This is a genomic window from Caballeronia sp. AZ1_KS37, from assembly GCF_023631165.1.
Lineage (GTDB): Bacteria > Pseudomonadota > Gammaproteobacteria > Burkholderiales > Burkholderiaceae > Caballeronia > Caballeronia zhejiangensis.
This window is the reverse complement of sequence record NZ_JALQDP010000024.1, coordinates 105,638-124,869: the sequence shown is the minus strand read 5'-3', so window position 1 is coordinate 124,869 and position 19,232 is coordinate 105,638. Positions and strand designations below refer to the sequence as shown.

The 19,232-nt window shown below is 62.6% G+C and carries 20 protein-coding genes; 10 read left to right on the top strand and 10 right to left on the bottom strand.

What is annotated here, in order from left to right:
- Positions 1-16: 16 nt before the first annotated feature.
- The 7 genes from flgE to NCS00_RS13820 all read left to right on the top strand — a co-directional run bounded on the left by flgE (position 17) and on the right by NCS00_RS13820 (position 6,904).
- Positions 17-1,264, top strand: a complete 1,248-nt coding sequence (gene flgE / locus NCS00_RS13850; protein WP_008352542.1) for a flagellar hook protein FlgE — start codon at positions 17-19, stop codon at positions 1,262-1,264.
- A 49-nt stretch (positions 1,265-1,313) separates the two neighbouring features.
- A complete protein-coding gene (gene flgF / locus NCS00_RS13845; protein ID WP_250440298.1) occupies positions 1,314-2,066 on the top strand; it encodes a flagellar basal-body rod protein FlgF in 753 nt (250 codons plus the stop codon).
- A gap of 57 nt (positions 2,067-2,123) precedes the next feature.
- On the top strand, positions 2,124-2,912 hold the full coding sequence (flgG, locus tag NCS00_RS13840; protein ID WP_008352544.1) for a flagellar basal-body rod protein FlgG: 789 nt from the start codon (positions 2,124-2,126) through the stop codon (positions 2,910-2,912).
- A 78-nt stretch (positions 2,913-2,990) separates the two neighbouring features.
- Positions 2,991-3,674: a flagellar basal body L-ring protein FlgH gene (locus NCS00_RS13835; protein ID WP_008352545.1), complete on the top strand. Its 684-nt coding sequence runs from the start codon at positions 2,991-2,993 to the stop codon at positions 3,672-3,674.
- A gap of 2 nt (positions 3,675-3,676) precedes the next feature.
- A complete protein-coding gene (locus NCS00_RS13830; protein ID WP_008352546.1) occupies positions 3,677-4,804 on the top strand; it encodes a flagellar basal body P-ring protein FlgI in 1,128 nt (375 codons plus the stop codon).
- A gap of 15 nt (positions 4,805-4,819) precedes the next feature.
- Positions 4,820-5,881, top strand: a complete 1,062-nt coding sequence (flgJ, locus tag NCS00_RS13825; RefSeq protein WP_051996850.1) for a flagellar assembly peptidoglycan hydrolase FlgJ — start codon at positions 4,820-4,822, stop codon at positions 5,879-5,881.
- Positions 5,882-6,151: 270 nt separating this feature from the next.
- Positions 6,152-6,904, top strand: coding sequence for a flagellar brake protein (locus NCS00_RS13820; protein ID WP_008352549.1), 753 nt, complete (start codon positions 6,152-6,154; stop codon positions 6,902-6,904).
- A 650-nt stretch (positions 6,905-7,554) separates the two neighbouring features.
- Here NCS00_RS13820 and NCS00_RS13815 read toward each other — a convergent pair.
- A complete protein-coding gene (locus NCS00_RS13815) occupies positions 7,555-7,824 on the bottom strand; it encodes a hypothetical protein (RefSeq protein WP_250440296.1) in 270 nt (89 codons plus the stop codon).
- Between the two features lie 42 nt (positions 7,825-7,866).
- Here NCS00_RS13815 and flgK point away from each other — a divergent pair, with 42 nt between their 5' ends.
- From flgK to NCS00_RS13800, 3 genes are all read left to right on the top strand, one after another.
- A complete protein-coding gene (gene flgK, locus NCS00_RS13810) occupies positions 7,867-9,810 on the top strand; it encodes a flagellar hook-associated protein FlgK (protein WP_008352554.1) in 1,944 nt (647 codons plus the stop codon).
- An 11-nt stretch (positions 9,811-9,821) separates the two neighbouring features.
- A complete protein-coding gene (gene flgL, locus NCS00_RS13805) occupies positions 9,822-11,057 on the top strand; it encodes a flagellar hook-associated protein FlgL (RefSeq protein WP_034473278.1) in 1,236 nt (411 codons plus the stop codon).
- A 542-nt stretch (positions 11,058-11,599) separates the two neighbouring features.
- The gene (locus NCS00_RS13800; RefSeq protein WP_250440295.1) at positions 11,600-12,565 is read left to right on the top strand and encodes an LAPAL motif-containing putative phage structural protein; all 966 of its coding nucleotides are present in this window, start codon (positions 11,600-11,602) and stop codon (positions 12,563-12,565) included.
- A 3-nt stretch (positions 12,566-12,568) separates the two neighbouring features.
- Here NCS00_RS13800 and fliR read toward each other — a convergent pair whose 3' ends face one another.
- The 9 genes from fliR to NCS00_RS13755 all read right to left on the bottom strand — a co-directional run bounded on the left by fliR (position 12,569) and on the right by NCS00_RS13755 (position 19,228).
- Positions 12,569-13,360 (bottom strand): flagellar biosynthetic protein FliR, encoded by a 792-nt coding sequence (gene fliR / locus NCS00_RS13795; protein WP_008352560.1) that lies wholly within the window; start codon positions 13,358-13,360, stop codon positions 12,569-12,571.
- Positions 13,361-13,370: 10 nt separating this feature from the next.
- Positions 13,371-13,640, bottom strand: a complete 270-nt coding sequence (gene fliQ, locus NCS00_RS13790) for a flagellar biosynthesis protein FliQ (RefSeq protein WP_008352562.1) — start codon at positions 13,638-13,640, stop codon at positions 13,371-13,373.
- Between the two features lie 17 nt (positions 13,641-13,657).
- Positions 13,658-14,428: a flagellar type III secretion system pore protein FliP gene (fliP, locus tag NCS00_RS13785; RefSeq protein WP_250440294.1), complete on the bottom strand. Its 771-nt coding sequence runs from the start codon at positions 14,426-14,428 to the stop codon at positions 13,658-13,660.
- A 245-nt stretch (positions 14,429-14,673) separates the two neighbouring features.
- Positions 14,674-15,183 carry a flagellar biosynthetic protein FliO gene (gene fliO / locus NCS00_RS13780; protein WP_008352567.1) on the bottom strand — a complete coding sequence of 170 codons (510 nt, stop codon included), beginning with the start codon at positions 15,181-15,183 and terminating at the stop codon, positions 14,674-14,676.
- Positions 15,180-15,611 (bottom strand): flagellar motor switch protein FliN, encoded by a 432-nt coding sequence (gene fliN / locus NCS00_RS13775; protein WP_008352569.1) that lies wholly within the window; start codon positions 15,609-15,611, stop codon positions 15,180-15,182. Before fliN ends, fliO begins: the two co-directional genes overlap by 4 nt.
- Entirely contained in the window at positions 15,604-16,602 is a 999-nt protein-coding gene (gene fliM / locus NCS00_RS13770; protein ID WP_008352571.1) for a flagellar motor switch protein FliM, read from the bottom strand. Before fliM ends, fliN begins: the two co-directional genes overlap by 8 nt.
- 24 nt (positions 16,603-16,626) lie before the next feature.
- The gene (gene fliL, locus NCS00_RS13765) at positions 16,627-17,115 is read right to left on the bottom strand and encodes a flagellar basal body-associated protein FliL (protein ID WP_034473275.1); all 489 of its coding nucleotides are present in this window, start codon (positions 17,113-17,115) and stop codon (positions 16,627-16,629) included.
- A 240-nt stretch (positions 17,116-17,355) separates the two neighbouring features.
- The gene (locus NCS00_RS13760; RefSeq protein ID WP_250440293.1) at positions 17,356-17,535 is read right to left on the bottom strand and encodes a hypothetical protein; all 180 of its coding nucleotides are present in this window, start codon (positions 17,533-17,535) and stop codon (positions 17,356-17,358) included.
- Between the two features lie 19 nt (positions 17,536-17,554).
- On the bottom strand, positions 17,555-19,228 hold the full coding sequence (locus NCS00_RS13755) for a long-chain-fatty-acid--CoA ligase (RefSeq protein WP_250440292.1): 1,674 nt from the start codon (positions 19,226-19,228) through the stop codon (positions 17,555-17,557).
- Between the last annotated feature and the right edge of the window lie 4 nt (positions 19,229-19,232).

The following is a 19,232-nucleotide window of genomic DNA, read 5'->3' as shown; positions in this document are numbered from 1 at the left end:
TACGGAGAAACTTCAAATGAGTTACCAACAAGCACTGAGCGGTCTGGGCGCTGCATCGAGCGATCTCGACGTCATCGGCAACAACATCGCCAACGCGAACACGGTCGGCTTCAAGCAGGGCTCCGCGCAATTCGCCGACATGTACGCGAATTCGATGGCCACGGCCGTGAACAACCAGATCGGCATCGGCACGAAGCTCGCCGAAGTGCAGCAGCAGTTCTCGCAAGGCACGATCACGACGACCAACCAGGCGCTCGATGTCGCGATCAACGGCAACGGTTTCTATCAGTTGTCGAACAACGGCTCGATCGTGTATTCGCGCAACGGCGTGTTCCATCTCGACAACCAGGGCCGCATCGTCAACTCGGCGGGCCTGCAACTGATGGGTTACGCCGCGAACTCGGACGGCGTCGTCAACAGCGCGAGCACCGTGCCGCTGACCGTGCCGACGTCGAACGTCGCGCCGACCGCGACCAAGAACATCACGGCCGCGTTCAACCTGAACTCGCAGGACACCGCGCCGACCGGCGCCTTCGATCCGACCGATTCGACGACCTTCAACCAGTCGACGTCCGTCGATGTATACGACTCGCTCGGCGGCACGCAGAAAGTGTCCGTGTACTTCCAGAAGAGCGCGACGACGAATACGTGGCAAGCCTACGCGACCTACGGCGACCCGGTCAGCGCGCCGATTTCGCTCGGCACGATGGCGTTCAATTCGTCGGGCACGCTGACCTCGACGACCGATTCGAGCGGCGCGGCGACGGCGGCAACCGGCAAGTTCACGTTCTCGATTCCGAACGGGGGGGACGGCGGCGCGACGCAGCAAGCGCTGACGATCGACCTCAACGGCACCACGCAGTACGGCGCGAAAGACGGCGTGACCAACATCGCGCAGGACGGCAACAGCACGGGCGAGCTGACGGGCTTCACGGTCAGCACCGACGGCACGCTGACGGGCAACTACTCGAACGGCCAAACAAAGGCGCTCGGGCAGATCGCCATCGCCAACTTCAACAACCAGAACGGCCTGCAGGATCTCGGCGGCAACGTCTACGCGCAGACCTCGGCGTCGGGCGCACCGCAAGTCGGCGTGCCGGGCTCGACCAACCACGGCACGCTGCAGGGAGGCGCGGTGGAGAACTCCAACGTCGACCTGACGAGCGAGCTCGTGAATCTGATCACCGCGCAGCGCAACTATCAGGCGAACGCGCAGACGATCAAGACGCAGCAGACCGTCGATCAGACGCTGATCAATCTGTAACCGTCGTCTGCACGCGAATTTGACGCATTAGGAAGAAGGAAAGCGATTCATGGACCGTCTGATCTACACCGCGATGGCCGGCGCGAGCCAGGCGCTCGAGCAGCAGGCCGTCGTGGCGAACAACCTCGCGAACACGTCGACCACGGGTTTCAAGGCGCAGCTCGCGGCGTTCCGCCAGGTGCCGATGTCGTTCGAAGACCAGTCCGCCGATGGCACGACGCGCACTTTCGTGCTTTCGTCGACGCCGAACGCGGACTACTCGGCAGGCCCGATCCAGCAGACGGGCAATCCGCTCGATGTCGCCGTTCAGGGACAGGGCTGGTTGTCCGTGCAGGCCGCCGACGGCAGCGAGGCTTACACGCGCGCCGGCAATCTGCATGTGGATCAGAACGGCCAGCTCGTCACGGCGAACAATCTGCCGGTGCTGGGCAACAGCGGCCCGCTGTCGATTCCGCCGGGCGCGGAAGTCACCATCGGCAAGGACGGCACGATCTCCGCGCTGATTCCCGGCGACCCGCCGACGGCGATCGCGGTCGTCGATCAGCTCAAGCTCGTGAATCCCGATCCGGCGACGCTCACGCGCGGCGATGACGGGCTCTTTCGCACCGCCGGCGGCGACCCCGCCGACGCGGATCCGAACGTGGTCGTGGCCGGCGGCGCGCTCGAAGGCAGCAACGTGAATCCGGTTGCCGCGATGGTCTCGATGATCACCAACGCGCGGCAATTCCAGATGCAGACGAAGCTGATGGAATCGGCGGACCAGAACGAACAGTCGGCCAACAAGCTGCTCAACTTCTCTTAAGCGGCAAACAGGCTGCAAACACGCGGCAAACGCCGGCTACACAGGATACGAAACAAGATGAATCGCTCTCTCTACATCGCCGCGACCGGCATGAATGCGCAGCAAGCGCAGATGGACACCATCTCGAACAACCTCGCCAACGTGAGCACGAACGGCTTCAAGGGCTCGCGCGCGGTGTTCGAGGATCTGCTGTATCAGACGACGCGCCAGCCGGGCGCGAATTCGACGCAGCAGACCGAACTCGCATCGGGCGTGCAGCTCGGCACCGGCGTGCAACAGGTCGCGACCGAGCGCCTCTACACGCAGGGCAACCTGCAGCAGACCGGCAATTCGAAGGACGTCGCGATCAACGGCCAGGGCTTCTTCCAGGTGACGATGCCCGACGGCTCGACCGCCTACACCCGCGACGGCTCGTTCCAGACGAACTCGCAAGGCCAGCTCGTCACGTCGAGCGGGTATCAGCTGAATCCGGCGATCACGATTCCGCAGAACGCGACGGGGATCACCATCGGTTCGGACGGCACGGTGTCGGTGACGACCGCGAACACGTCGACCAGCACGACGGTCGGCCAGGTCACGCTCGCGACCTTCATCAACCCGGCCGGCCTCGATGCGCGCGGCGAAAACCTGTTCTCGGAAACGAGCAGCTCGGGCGCGCCGAACGTGTCGCAGCCGGGACTGAACGGCGCGGGCTCGCTGCAACAGGGTTATGTGGAAGCGTCGAACGTCAACGTGGTGCAGGAACTGGTCAACATGATCCAGACCCAGCGCGCGTACGAAATCAACAGCAAGGCCGTGACCACGTCCGACCAGATGTTGCAGACGCTTTCGCAAATGCAGGTTTAATCCCCTCTATTCGACGGATGGGAATCGCGGCGATGGCGTCACACTGATGCCTGAATCCGCTTCAGAAGAGTTATCACGATGTCGCTCACTCACATTCTTTCGCGCGCGTCGATCGGCGCGCTCATCGCATCGCTGGCCGCGTGCGGCCTCGTGCCGAAAGAGCCGATCATCCAGCAGCCGATGACCGCGCGTCCGCCGCAGCCGCCCGTCGGCACGCGTTCGCCCGGCGCGATCTACAACGCGGGCTACGCGGGCCGGCCGCTGTTCGAAGACCAGCGTCCGCGCAACGTGGGCGACATCCTGACCATCGTGATCTCGGAAAACGTCAACGCGACGAAGTCGTCGGCGGCGAACACCAACCGCGGCGGCAACGCGTCGTTCGCGGTGCCGACCACGCCGGGCCTCTTCGGCGGCCTCTTCAACAACACGAACCTTTCGGCCACCGGCGCGAACAAGTTCACCGCGACGGGCGGCGCGAGCGCGGCCAACACGTTCAGCGGCACGCTGACTGTGACCGTCACCGACGTTTTGCCCAACGGCAACCTGCAGGTGAGCGGCGAAAAGCAGATGCTCATCAACCAGGGCAACGAGTACGTGCGCTTCTCGGGCGTCGTCAACCCGACGACCATCTCGGGCAGCAACACCGTCTATTCCACGCAGGTCGCCGACGCGAAGATCGAATACTCGGCGAAGGGTTACATCGACGAAGCGCAGAACATGGGCTGGCTCCAGCGCTTCTTCCTCAACGTCGCGCCGTTCTGATCATGAATCCGTTTCTCCGTTTCGTTTCCTTCTCGCTCGCAGCCGCGCTCGTCGCCATCGGTTCGGCGCATCAGGCGCACGCCGAGCGCCTCAAGGATCTCGTGCAGTTTCAGGGCGTGCGTGACAATCCGCTGATCGGCTACGGTCTCGTCGTCGGTCTCGACGGCACCGGCGACCAGACGATGCAGACGCCGTTCACGACGCAATCGCTCACCAACATGCTCGGCAACCTCGGCATCACGGTGAACCCGTCGACGTCGTCGAACATGCAGTTGAAGAACGTGGCCGCCGTGATGGTGACGGCCACGCTGCCGCCGTTCGCGCGTCCCGGCGAGGCGATCGACGTGACGGTTTCGTCGCTCGGCAACGCGAAGAGCCTGCGCGGCGGCACGCTCCTGATGGCGCCGCTGAAAGGCGCCGACGGCCAGGTGTACGCGATGGCGCAGGGCAATCTCGTCGTCGGCGGCGCGGGCGCGAGCGCGAACGGCAGCAAGGTGCAGGTGAACCAGCTCGCGGTCGGCCGCATCTCGGCGGGCGCGATCGTCGAACGCGCGGTGCCGTCGGCGTTGCAGCAGCAGGGCGGCGTCATGCAGATGGAACTGCGCGAAATGGATTTCGACACGACGCAGCGCATCGTCGCGGCCGTGAACAATCAGTTCGGCATGGGCACCGCGCTCGCGCTCGACGGCCGCACGATCCAGTTGCGCGCGCCGCAGGAGCCGAGCGAGCAGGTGTCGTTCATGGCGCAGCTGCAGAACATCGACGTGCGTCCGGCGCAGGCCGCCGCGAAGGTGATCCTGAACGCGCGCACGGGTTCCATCGTGATGAATCAGATGGTCACGCTGCAGAACTGCGCGGTCGCGCACGGGAATCTGTCGGTCGTCATCAACACGAAGACGGCGGTGAGCCAGCCGAACGCGTTCTCGAACGGCCAGACGGTTGCGGCGAAGGAATCGTCGATTCAGCTGAAGCAGGACAGCGGCGCGCTCAAGATGCTGTCGGCGGGCGCGAATCTCGCGGATGTCGTGAAGGCGCTCAATGCGCTCGGCGCGACGCCGGCCGATCTCATCTCGATCCTTCAGTCGATGAAGGCCGCGGGCGCGCTGCGCGCAGACCTCGAAATCATCTAAAACGAATAAGAACCTATGAACTCGAACACGAACGGCATCGCCGGCACCGCGTTGGCATCGACCGATACGAGCAGCGGATTCTCGAATCTCTCGAACCGTTTCGCGCTCGACACGCAGGGCTTCGACGCATTGCGCGCGCAGGCCGGCGCGAACCCGCAGCAGGGCCTGAAGGAAGCGGCCAAGCAGTTCGACGCCGTCTTCACGCAGATGATGCTGAAGAGCATGCGCGACGCGACGCCTTCGGACAGCCCGTTCGAATCGAACGATTCGAAGACCTTCACGTCGATGCTCGATCAGCAATTGTCGCAGCAGATGTCGTCGAAGGGCATCGGCGTCGCGGACATGATGCTCAAGCAGCTCATGCGCAACTCGGGCGCGCAGACCGGCGCGGACGGCAAGGGCGGCGCCATGAACACGATGAGCACGATGAACGCGATGCAGACGCTCGGCGGCATGTCGGGCGGCGGCGGCGATCTCGACGCGAACGCGGGCAATCTCGCCGCGATGAACGCGATGGCGAAGGCTTACGCGGCGGCGCAGGGCAACAGGAACAACGCGTCGCTCGCCGGCAAGGGCTACACGGCGGCGGATTCGGTGGAAGCGCCGGCGCGCGGCAATGGGTCTGACAAGGTGAACGCGTTCGTCGACCGGCTCGCCGTGCCGGCGCAGGCCGCGAGCGCGGCGACGGGCATTCCGGCGCGCTTCATCATCGGTCAGGCGGCGCTCGAATCGGGCTGGGGCAAGCGCGAGATCAAGCATCCGAACGGCGCGACGAGCCACAACATCTTCGGCGTCAAGGCGACGAAAGACTGGAACGGCAAGACTGTCAGCTCGGTGACGACGGAATACATCAACGGCCGTCCGCAGAAGGTCGTCGAGAAATTCCGCGCTTACGATTCGTACGAGGACGCGCTTACCGACTACGCGAGCGTCATCAAGAACAATCCGCGTTATGCGCCGGTGATTCAGGCTTCGCGCGACGTCGCGGGCTTCGCGCACGGCATGCAGAAGGCGGGCTACGCGACCGATCCGCAGTACGCGAAGAAGCTCATCTCGATCATGCGTCAGATCGTCTGACGCCCGTTCGAGCGCGTAGTTCGATATTGAAGCGCGGGCCACGCCGCGCATTCAGCCGATGTATGCGGCCGCTTTATTGCTTCGGGGAAGCAAACGTTTTACGTCCGTAGGGACGGCGCACCACATACATTTTTCGGCGGGCAACCCTAAACTTTTGAAGAGGTATGCCGCTAACCTGAATAATCGAAGTGCCGGACCTATTCGGTTCGGATCGTCGCGCGATGTTCGGGGGTCGGGCAGCGCGCGAGCACAATGAACACGGCTAGCACCATGAACACCAATCAAAAGCATGACGTTGCCGACGAGGATATCGCGCCGATCGTGGATTTCGGCAGGCGTAATCCGCTGGAAATCGGCGTGGCGCTGCGCAATCTCGCCAATCGCGGGGACTTTCTGACGGCGCAATACGGCGACGGTCAGATCGTCACGCGCGTGCTCGACGTCGATGTGACCGCGCATCGCTTCACGTTCGACTGGGGCGGTCTCGACGAGCAGAATCGCGGCGTGCTTGCGTCGCAGAAGCTGATTTTCAGTGCGGCGCCGGATGGCGTGCGCGTCGAGTTCACGACGCCGGGTGCGCGCGAAACGATGTTCGACGGGCGTCCGGCGTTCGAAGTCGATTTTCCGACGGTGCTGTACTACATGCAGCGGCGCGAGTATTTCCGTGTCGATACGCCGGTTCTCGATCCTTACATCTGCACGGGTTCGTTGCCGGATGGCGAGCGATTCCGCTTCGAGGTGCATGATCTGTCGCTGGGCGGCGTGGCGCTGCGCACGACGGATGATCGCATCGCGGATCTGGAGATGGGCATCGTGTTTCAGGATGCCGAGCTGCATTTCAGCGCGAATGGACGTGTGACGGTGGATATGATGCTGGTTTCGCATCGGGAATCGACGACGGCGAAAGGGGATCGGCGATATACCATCGGGTTCAAGTTTGTTTCGATGCCGGGGTCGGCGGAGAATACTCTTCAGCGGCTGATCACTCAGCTTGAGATGAAGCGGCGGTCTTTGGCGAAGTAGGGGTTTTGCTTTTGCTTTTGCTTTCGCTTTTGCTTTTGCTTTCGTTTTCGCCGGATCCCGTTTTCGTGTCGGTCTATTAGCACTGCCCCTGTGCGGGGCGGCAGTCACTTTCTTTGCTGCTGCAAAGAAAGTAACCAAAGAAAGCAGCTACTGACACGCCCGCGGTCACACGCAATTTGGGTAGTCCTCTCGTCCATCGTGGGCTGCCTAAAGAGTGCCCTCATAGGCCCCATCGGGCTTGGCTCGCGCACGGTCCGCCATCACTCGCCACACAACAAACCGGTTCAGCACGAAATGGCTCCGGCCCGCTTCGCGGCCGACCGGCCAATCGGGGAAGCATGCGCTTCTTCACTAACGCCTCCATCTCACTGCAACCGCCGCACGTTGGTTTCCCTCGCATACCCGGCGGCAGCGCGTAGCGCTGTGCCGAAGCTCTTTCGTGCTGAACCAGCGCGCTCAACGTTTTCGGGCGGCGGACCGTGCGCGATCCAAGCCCCGTTATTGTGATGAGGGCACTCTTTAGGCGAGTGCCATCTGCAACGAGAGGACTACCCAAATTGCGTGTGACCGCGGGCCTGAAAAGCTGCTTTCTTTGCCTACTTTCTTTGCAGCAGCAAAGAAAGTAGGTGCCGCCCCGCACAGGGGCAACGCTAATAGACCGACACGAACACGGGATCCGGCGAAACCGGAAGCAAAAGCAAAAGCGAAAGCAAAAGCGAAAGCAAAAGCGAAAAACCAAGGCCAACGAAACAAAATCGAAGAATTAGCCCCAAAAAGGCATGCTCTTCGCGCAATAGCCATTGCGCCACCTCTCCGATAATGGCCCCATCGCAAAAACCGCCCGGGCTTCGGTAAAAGCCAAAACCCAACCCGCAAACGCTCAACTTCCCCGGCAATCGGCCGATATACAAATCAGCCATGCGGCAGCGCTCGATCCAACGCCGCTTCACCAGGATTCACGCATGTCCAATAACATCTTCAGCATTGGTCTTTCCGGTTTGAACGCGGCCCAATGGGGCCTCACGACGACAGGACAGAACATCAGCAACGCCGCGACGCCGGGCTATACGCTCGAGAAAGTCCAGTATCAGGAGTCGCCCGGTCAGTTCACCGGCTCGGGCTATCTCGGCAGCGGCGTTCAGGCCGTCACCGTCACGCGCCAGTACAGCCAGTACCTGACGACGCAAGTCAACAACACGCAAGCGTCCAGCAGCGCCGCCAGCACGTATTACTCGCTGATCTCGCAGCTGAACAACCTCGTCGGCGATCCGACTTCCGGCATCTCGAAAGGCATCTCGAATTACTTCTCCGGCCTGCAGTCGGTGGCGAATTCGGCGAACAGTTCCTCCGCGCGCCAGTCGCTGATGAGCAGCGCGCAAACGCTCGCCGATCAGATCAACACGGCAGGCCAGCAATACGACCAACTGCGTCAGAGCGTCAACACGCAACTGACGAGCGCGGTCTCGCAGATCAACAGCTACTCGCAACAGATCGCCGATCTCAACAAGCAGATCAACATCGCCAGCGCGGGCGGCCAGCAGCCGAACCAGTTGCTCGATCAGCGCGATCAGCTCGTCACGAACCTGTCGTCGATGATCGGCGTGCAGGTCGTGCAGTCCGACGGCAACTACAACGTGTTCATCGGCAACGGGCAGCCGCTCGTCGTCGGAGGTACGCAGTACGGGCTGCAAGCCGTGCCGTCGCCGTCCGATCCGAGCGAGCTCACGATCGCCTACCAGAGCAGCAACGGCGCGACGCAGACGGCCGCGAACATGCAGTACCTCGACAACTCGGCGCTGACGGGCGGCACGGTCGGCGGTCTCATCGACTTCCGCACGCAGACGCTCGATCCGGCGCAGGCGCAACTCGGCGCGATCGCGACGAGCTTCGCCAATCAGTTGAACGATCAGAACGCGCTCGGTCTCGACCTCAACGGCCAGGCCGGCGGCAAGCTGTTTTCGACGAGCGATCCGACCGTCATCTCGAACGCGCGCAACAAGGGCACCGGCGTGCCGACGGCGACGATCGCCGATGGCGCACAGCCGCCGACGAACGACTTCACGGTCACGTACGACGGCAGCAAGTACACGGTGACGGACCCGGCAAGCGGCAATACACTCGGCACGATCGATCCGGCGACGGAGACGAACAAGACGATCAACGGCCTGAACATCGACGTGTCGACGCTCAGCGGCGTGCAGAAGGGCGACTCGTTCACGATCCAGCCGACGCGCGGCGCGCTCGACAACTTCAAGCTCACGACGAGCAACGGCGCGGCGATCGCGGCGGCGTCGCCCGCGGTGACGTCGGCGGCGACCACGAACACCGGCACGGCATCGATTTCCTCGGCGACGGTGACGAGCAACACGATGACGTCGGGCATCAACCTGACGTACAGCGCGTCGGCGAACGGCTTTACATCGGATGTCGATGTCACCGTCGGCACGACGACGTACACCGCGGGCACGACGATTCCGTACGACGCGAACAACGGTCTCACGGTCTCGGCGATGGGCGTTTCGGCGACCATCAGCGGCACGCCGAAGGACGGCGACGCGTTCGCGATCGCGCAGAACAAGGGCGGCACGAGCGACGGCAGCAATGCGCTCGCGATGTCGAACCTGGTGTCGGCGAAGTCGCTCAACGGCGGCACGGACACGCTGACGAGTTCGTACTCGAGCTATATCAACAACATCGGCAACCAGACGAATCAGCTCAAGGCGACGAGCACGGCGCAGACCTCGCTCCTCAACCAGGCGACGTCGGCGCAGCAATCGGTGCAGGGCGTGAACCTGAACGAAGAGGCGGCCAACCTGATTCAGTACCAGCAGCTCTATCAAGCGAACAGCAAGGTGATTCAGACCGCCGCGACGCTGTTCCAGTCGCTGCTCGGCATGTTCAACTGAGGCTAAACGCGATGCGTATTTCCAGTTCCCAGTACTTCAACCTGAACGTCGCTTCGATGAGCGACCAGCAAAGTACGCTTTCGTCGATGTATCAGCAGATCTCGTCGGGCAAGCGCCTTCTCACCGCGTCGGACGATCCGCTCGGCGCGGCGCAGGCGGTGCAGCTCACGATGAAAAGCGGCGCGCTCACGCAGTACGGCACGAATCAGACGACGGCGTTGTCGGCGCTGCAGCAGGAAGACGCGACGCTGAGCAGCGTGAGCAGCGCGCTGACGAGCGTGCAGACGCAGATCGTGCATGCGGGCGACGGTTCGCTCACCGATTCGGACCGCACGGCCATCGCGAACACGATTCAGGGTTTGCGCGATCAGCTCTTCAGCCTCGCGAACACCACGGACAGCAACGGCAACTATATTTTCTCGGGACTCAAGGGCGGCACGCAGCCGTACACGAACGACCCGTCGGGCGTCGGCGCGCAGTATTCGGGCGATTACGGCCAGCGCACGGTGCAGATCAGCGAAGGACGGACGATCCCGGTGGGTGACACGGGCGCGTCGATCTTCGGCAGCGTATTGCCGACGGAAAGCGATCCGGTGTCGAGTGCGGCCAGCACGAACACGGGCACCGGGACGATCAGCGGCGTGAGCGTCAACGATACGAGCAACGCGGCCAATGCGAGCACGTACACGATCAAGTTCTCGGTCTCGGCGACGGATGGCTCGACGACCTACTCGGTCACGTCGAACCCGGCGGATTCATCGTTGCCGACGAACGTGGCCTACACGGGCAGCACGGACATCGCGCTTGGCGGCCAGAAGGTGACGATCGACGGCACGCCCGCCGATGGCGACACGTTCTCCGTGGAGCCGGCGGCCTCGGGCAACAACGACATCTTCGCGACGCTCGACAGCCTCGTGAACGCGCTCAAGCAGCCGACGGGATCGCCGGGCGCGCAGGCGGCGCTGACCAACACGCTGACGACGATCGGCACGAAGGTGAGCAACACGTTCAACAACGTGCTGGCGGCGCAGACGGTGGTGGGCGGACGCGAGCAGCAAGTGCAGTCGACGCAGAGCGCAATGCAGACGAGTCAGACGCAGACGGCGAGTGACATCGCGAATCTGACGAGCATCGACCTCGTTTCGTCGATCAGTCAGTACGAGTTGACGCAGAGTTCGCTGCAGGCCGCGCAGATGGCGTTTTCGCAGATTCAGAAGATGTCGTTGTTTGATTACATTCAGGGTTGAGGGCGGCTTTTTTTGCTTTCTGCGTTCTCCCTTCTGCTTTCGCCGGATCCCGTATTCGCGTCGGTCTATTAACGTTGCCCCTGTGCGGGGCGGCACCTACTTTCTTTGCTGCTGCAAAGAAAGTAGGCAAAGAAAGCAGCTTTTCAAGCCCGCGGTCACACGCAATTTGGGTAGTCCTCTCGTCCTCGGTGGCACTCGCCTAAAGAGTGCCCTCATAGAACCAATCGGGCTTGGCTCGCGCACGATCTGCCGCCCGAATACGTTGAGCGCGCTGGTTCAGCACGAAACAGCTTCGGCACAGCGCTACGCGCTGCCGTTGGGTATGCAAAGGAAGCCAACTCAGATCGAGGTGCGGTAGAAGAGCACGCGAAATGGGACGTTTCGTGTATCTCTATCGTGCGCGCTCAGACATGATGTTGCCGCTCGGCATCGTGAAATGACTCATCCTTGACGAGTCCCGTTGTCGCGTAGTTTCCGCCCCTCGGGCGGCCCTATCGCATGTATGGCGGTGCCCGCCACGGCCCGCTATTCGAGGAGGCTGCGTGGTAACATCCGGTCGACCTGCCAGCCCGCGCGGCAGCGAATCCCAGTATTCCGAACATCACAACGACATGAGCAACCACGAGCGGTTCAACGTCGTATATGACGGCCCTGCACTCGCGGAACATCGAATCGATGTGCGGGACCTTGCGCCCGCGCTCGTGGCCATCGCCGATTTGTTCACGGCAGCGAACAAGGAACTGAACGGCGATTCAGCCGATGTCCGGGTCGAAGTCAAAGGCAGTTTCAAAGCCGGTTCGTTCGAACTCGATCTCATCTTCGTGCAACAACTGCTGGCCCAGATCCGGGATATGTTCGCCGGGTCCAATGCCACGGCAATTTCCAATGCTTATACGATCCTCACCATCCTCGGCCTCATCGGCGGCGGTGGCGGCGTCGTCGGGCTGGCACGCAAGCTGCGCGGACGCCGGCCTCACCGAATCGAACAGGTCGGTGAAGTCTCGCATGTGTGGATCACAGAAACGGAGTCCGTCGAGGTCGAGGCCAATGTCGTGCGCCTCTGGCGAAATACCACCGTGCGCTCGAGTCTTAGCAAGACCCTGTCGCCTCTCGAGCGCGAAGGCATATCGAACTTCGGTATCGTGCGCGGCGAGAAAGTGGAACTCATCATCGAAGACGATGAGCTTGCGTCATTTGCATCATCCGACAATGACAGCGGCGAAGTGGTCTCGGACTTCGTTGCGAGAAAAGTCCTGCTGGTGGAATCCGTCGTATTCAAGGACGGAAACAAATGGCGCGTTCACGACGGCCAATATCCTTTTTTCGCCGCATTGGACGACGAAGTATTTCTGAGCAAAGTGAATAGCGGCGAACGCTTTGGAAAAGGCGACGTCCTCGTCGTCGATCTACGCCAAATTCAATCGATCGAAGCTGGCGCGTTGAAAAACGAGTATCGAATCATCAAAGTGCATGAGCATCGGGCGCCCTTGCAGCAGGCGCTTCTTTAGCGACTAAAGCGCCCCCGCAACCCGCCCAATCTGCGCAATCCCCACATCGAAAACCCGCTGAAAAAACGGCATCAGATTCGGCACCATGAGTTGCAACAAAAGCAGCCCGACGAGCATCGTCACCGGAAACCCGACCTGAAATATCCCGATCTGCGGCGCAGCGCGATTCAAAACGCCGAGCGCCAGATTGGCGATAAGCAGCGCCGCCACGATCGGCAACGCCAGCAGCAAGCCCGTCGAAAACACGCTCGCGCCATACCCGACCAACACGCGCCATCCCTGCGCATGCGAAGCCGACGCCACCACATTCGCCTCGATCGGCACGCTCTGAAAAGTCGCCACGAGCGCACTCATCAACTGCAGATGGCCATCGAAGACGAGAAACGCGAGCATCGCCAGCGTGTTCAGATAGCGCGACACGACCACCGCATTGCCACCCGCGCGCGGATCATAAAGCGTCGCGAAACCGAGGCCCATCTGCTGCCCGATGAACTCGCCGGCTGCATCGACGGTCGCGAACGCGATCTGCATCACCATGCCGATCGCCGCGCCGATCAGAAACTGATTCACGATGATCCACACGCCCGCCGCCGAAAACACCGTCGCCTGCGGCATCGCGGGCAGCGTCGGCGCGACGATCAGCGAGATGAAGGCCGCAAGCGCGATCTTCACGCGCATCGGAATCGCCATGTGGCTCAGCACGGGCGCGGTGGCGATCAGCGCGAGAATTCGCACGAACGGCCACAGAAACGCCGTGAGCCAGCCGTTCAGCTGCGCATAGGTGACGGAGAACATCGAACGAAACTCAGCCCGTGATCGCAGGCGTGATCGTGAAAACGTGGCGCATGTAGTCGAGCAGCGTCGAGAGCATCCACGGACCGGCGATCACGAGCGTCACCGCCACCGCGATCAGCTTCGGAATGAACGAGAGCGTCGATTCGTTGATCTGGGTGGCCGCCTGGAACAGGCTCACCACGAGACCGACGACGAGCGCGACCAGCAACAAGGGCGCGGCGAGCAACAAGGCGACGTACATCGCCTGATGCGCCATCGTCATGACGGATTCTGGCGTCATTTCAAAGTCTCACGAAATCAGGAAACGAAGCTCTGCGCGAGCGAGCCGATCAGCAACTGCCAGCCATCGACGAGCACGAACAGCATCAGCTTGAACGGCAGCGCGATCGTCGAAGGCGAAACCATCATCATGCCCATCGACATCAGCACGCTCGCCACCACCATGTCGATGATGAGAAACGGAATGAAGATCGTGAAGCCGATCTGGAAACCCGTCTTCAATTCGCTCGTGACGAACGACGGCACGAGCAGCGAAAGCGGCACGTCTTCCGGTCCGTTCATCGGCGCGGCGTGCGAGATGCGCGCAAACAGCGCGAGATCCGATTCGCGCGTCTGCTTCAGCATGAACTGCTTGAAGGGCGCGACGCCGCGCGTCATCGCCTGATCCATCGCGATCTGGCCTTCGGAGAAGGGCTTGTATGCGTCGGTGTAAGCCTTGTCGAGAACCGGCGACATCACGAAGAACGACAGAAACAGCGCGAGGCCGACGAGCACCTGGTTCGGCGGCGTGCTCGTGGTGCCGAGCGCCTGCCGCAACAGCGACAGCACGATGATGATGCGCGTGAAGCTCGTCATCATCAGGACCATCGCGGGCAGGAACGAGAGCATCGTCAGCAGCAGCATCGTCTGCACGCTGAGCGAGTACGTCGTGCCGCCGTTCGGGCCGGGACTCGTGTTGAAGGCGGGCAGCCCCGCCGTGCTTTGCGCGAACGCCAGATACGGCGCGAGGCCGATTGCGACGGGCAGCGCGAACTTCACGCCGCGCACGATGTTACGACTCACCTGCATTACTTGCTCCCGCCGACGATGCTTGCGAGGGCATCGAGAATGCGCTGACCTTGATGAACGACGAACGTGATGACCATGGAATCCTGCCTCTTTCGATAGCGTGAATTCTCGGCTATCGCGGCATGGGACGATGGGGCGAAAAGAGGGGGAAACCCGCGCCAACTCGTTCTATTGCGAACGTGCGCCGTAAACGCACATCGGGCGCGGTCCTCGCGAACCGCGCCCGATGCATCGGCAAGACTGACTTATTTGCCGGGAGAAACGAACTTCTGGAGCCGCTTGTTCGCTTCGCCGGCGAGGGCGTCGCGAAAGCGCTGCCCGAAGTTGCCCGCCGGCGGCGACGATTGCGCGGGAACGCCGACGCCTTCCACTTCCGCCGAGCCTGCGGGCATCGTGTGCAACAGACGCACGTTGCCAGGACCGGCGCCGAGCACGAGCCACGTATCGCCCACTTCGACGACCGCGACGCGTTCCTTGTTGCCGAGCGATGCGCCGCCCACGACCTTCACGAGACCGCTGCGCTTGCCGCCCTGATAGCCGAACTTGCGCGCGAGCCATGCGCAGCCGAACACGAAGCCGATCACGATCACGAGTCCGAGCAGCGTCTGCAACACCGCGCCGAAACCGAGCGATGGCACCGCGGTGCCCGCGCCGACGCCCGAGGCGATCTGCGCGGCGTGGTTCACCGCGTTCATGTCGGCGGCATGGGCGAAAAGAGGCGCGGCGAAGAGCAGCGCAACGGCCAGGCGTTTCATCGATTCAACTTCCGGATGCGTTCGGACGGCGTGATGATGTCGGTCAGGCGAATGCCGAACTTGTCGTTGACGACGACCACTTCGCCCTGCGCGATGAGGCAGCCGTTCACGAGCACGTCCATCGGTTCGCCGGCGAGGCCGTCCAGTTCCACGACCGAGCCTTGCGCGAGTTGCAGCAGGTTGCGGATCGCGATCTTCGTGCGCCCGAGTTCCACCGTCATCTGCACGGGGATGTCGAGAATCATGTCGATGTCGTTGCGCGTCGACGGCGCCGCGGCCTTCGACAGCGGCTGGAACACGCCCGCGCTCGCGGCCACCGGCGCTTCGTTGCCGTTCTGCTCGGCGAGCGCGCTCGCCCAGTCGTCCAGCATCAGCTCTTCACCTTTTTCCGGCGCGCCGGGCGCGTCGTTCTGCATCAGGTCACTCATATCCACCTTCCTTCATCGTATCGCTCGCGCTGATCATCTTTTGCACGCGCAGCGCGTATTGACCATTAAACATTCCGTAGCCGCATTCCATCACCGGCACGCCGTCCACCTTCGCGACGACCTGCTCCGGAATGTCGATCGGCAGCACATCGCCTACGCGCATGTTCAGAATCTGCTCGAACGACGAGCGGATCTCGGCGAGATCCACCGTCAGTTCCACTTCCGCCGACTGCACTTGCTGCGACAGCACGCGCACCCAGCGGCGGTCCACTTCGAGCGCTTCGCCCTGAATCGGCGAGGAAAGCACGTCGCGGATCGGCTCGATCATCGAGTACGGCATGCAGATGTGCAGCGTGCCGCCCGTCGAGCCGAACTCGATCGTGAACTGCGTCACGATGACGATTTCGTTCGGCGTCGCCACGTTGGCGAACTGCGTGTGCATCTCCGAGCGCATGTATTCGAACTGCAGCGGCTTCACGCTGCGCCACGACGTCGCGTAATGCTCGAACACGAGATTCAGCAGTTTCGCGATGATGCGCTGCTCGGTTTGCGTGAACTCGCGGCCTTCGACGCGTGTATGAAAACGCCCGTCGCCGCCGAAAAGGTTATCGACCACGAAGAACACGAGATTCGGGTCGAACACGAACAGCGACGTGCCGCGCAAGGGCTTCACATGGACCAGGTTCAGATTGGTCGGGATCGGCAGATTGCGCGTGAATTCGCTGTATTTCTGCACCTTCACCGGACCGACGGAAATTTCCGCCGAGCGCCGCATGAAGTTGAAGATGCCCACGCGCATGAGGCGCGCGAAGCGGTCGTTGATGATTTCGAGGCCGGGCATCCGGCCGCGGACGATGCGTTCCTGCGTCGCAATGTTGTACGGACGTACGCCGGCGGGCTTTTTCTCGTCAGCTTCCTGATCGATCTCGCCGGTGACGCCCTTGAGGAGGGCATCGACCTCCTCCTGCGACATGAACTCTTCGTGGCCCATGACTCTTTACTCGCTGATGCGGCGTTACTGAACGACGAATTCGGTGAACAGCACTTCCTCGACGCGCACCGGTTTCTCCGCCGTGCTCGCCGCGGTTTCGACCGACGCGCGCAGTTCGTTGGCAAGCTGCTTCTTGCCGTCGACGGTCGCGAGATCGTCCGGGCGCTTGCCGGAAAGCAGAAGCAGCACATGGCTGCGGACTTCCGGCATGTGCTCGGTGACGAGCAACTGGACCTTTTCGTCCTTCAGCTTGAGCGTGAGGCCGGCGCGGAGATAGTGCATGGCGCCGTCGTCCGACTGGAGATTCACCGTCAGCGATTCGAGCGGGAAAAACACGGGCGGCGGCTCCGGCGCCGGCTTGGCCGGACCATGATTCTTCCCGACGAAGAAGTACGCGCCACCGGCGCCCGCGCCGAGCAGCACGATCGCGCCGACGGCGATGATCAGGATCTTTTTGAGCTTCCCGCCTTTCGCGGGAACGATGGGTTGCTGGTTTGCGGTCGTGGTAGCCATGAAAATGCGTGCCTCTTTCGATAGGGTGAATTGTTGGCTATCGCGGTGTAAAGCGATGGGTCGAACAGAGGGGGGTTTTCTGGCTATTCCGTTCGATTGCTCCGGGCCTGCGCGGACCCGCTCTTCGATACCTATCTCGGCTTTTCGGACGGAAAACTTGAGGCCGGCGCGGGCATTGCGCCCGCGCGGGGAAAGAAAAGGGAAGGGAGAGCCCGGCGCAGTGGCGCGCCGGGGAACCGCTCAGAAGCGGTAATTCAGCGCGGCGAAAGCCGATCGAAGCCTTCCACGGCGATTCGGCCGGCGCGCTCGCGCTTCCTGCGTGTGCGGCGTTAGCGGCGGCGCGTTGTCGGCGCGGGCATGGCGTGCGAGCGCCAGCATGGCCACCGCCGCAACCTCTTTCATCGAAACGAATTGCTTCACGTCTTTCTTCCTTCCGCGCTCACGCGGTTCCATCGCGCAGTTCCCTGCGCAAAACCTTTCCGATATTGCTCTTGGGCAGACTCTCGCGGAACTCGACTGCCTTGGGCCGCTTGTAGCCCGTCAGGCGCTCCTTGCAATGCGCGATCAGATCGGCCTCGGTGAGGGCCGGGTCGCGCCGCACGACGAAAATCTTCACGGACTCGCCGGAATGACGGTCGGGCACGCCGACCGCCGCCGCCTCGAACACGCCGGGATGCGCGGCGACCACGTCCTCGATCTCGTTCGGATAGACGTTGAAGCCCGAGACCAGGATCATGTCTTTCTTGCGATCGACGATCTTCAGGAAGCCGTGTTCATCCATCACGGCGATATCGCCCGACTTGAAGAAGCCGTCGGCCGTCATGACGTGCGCCGTCTCGTCCGGACGATTCCAGTAGCCCGCCATGACCTGTGGCCCGCGAATGCACAACTCGCCGGGTTCGCCGGGCGCGGCTTCGTTGCCTGCGTCATCGCGGATCGAAACTTCCGTCGACGGCAGCGGCAAGCCGATCGTGCCGCCACGCTGCGTCGAGTCCGCCGGGTTGCAAGTCACGCACGCGGTCGTCTCGGTCAGGCCGTAGCCTTCGATGATCGGCACGCCCGTCTTTTCGAGCCAGCGCTGCGCCACGGCCTGCTGCACCGGCGCACCGCCGCCGACAGCCGCGAAGAGCCGCGAGCAATCGAGCTGCGCGAAATCCGGGTGATCGAGCATCGCGTTGTAGAGCGTGTTCACCGCCGGGAACATCGTGATGCGATAGCGCCGCAGCGTCCGGATCATGCCGCCGATGTCGCGCGGATTCGGGATCAGCACGCCCAATGCGCCGGTCTGGATCGTCAGCAGTCCGCACGCCGTCAGCGCGAAGACGTGATAGAGCGGCAACGCGATGGCCGTCGTGAGTTGTCCGGACGTGGGCCGCTGCGCGCGGGCCGGTTCGAGCCACGCCTGCGTCTGCAGCATGTTGGCGATCAGACTGCGATGCGGCAGCACGGCGCCCTTCGCCACGCCCGTCGTGCCGCCCGTGTACTGCAGAAGGGCGATGTCGTCCGGCTGCTGCTCGACCGGCGTGAACGCCATGTGCCTGCCGCGGGCGAGCGCCGCGTTGAACGCCGTGTGGCCGGGCAGGTTCCATGCGGGCACCAGCTTTTTGACATGCCGCGCGACGAAGTTCACGAGGCATCCTTTCGCGCCGAGCAAGTCGCCCAGCGTCGCGACGACTACGTGTCTGATCGTCGTCTCGTGCACGACCGCTTGCAGCGTCGCCGCGAAGTTGTCGAGCAGGATGATCGCTTCGGCGCCGCTGTCCTTCAGCTGATGTTCGAGCTCACGCGGCGTGTAGAGCGGATTCACGTTCACGACGACGTAGCCCGCGCGCAGGATCGCCGCGAGCGCGACCGGATATTGCAGCACGTTGGGCATCATGATCGCGACGCGCGCGCCTTTGCGCAGGCCGGTCGACTGCAGCCACGCGGCGAGGTCGCGCGAAAGCGCGTCGAGCTTCGCGTAACTGATGGACGCTCCCATGCACGCGAACGCCGGTTTCCCGGCGTAAAGGCGGAAGCTCTGCTCGAGCAGGTCGGTGACGGAGCGGTATCGGTCGGATTCGATCTCGGCAGGCACGCCGGATGGATACGATGCAAGCCAGGTTTTGTTCATGAAG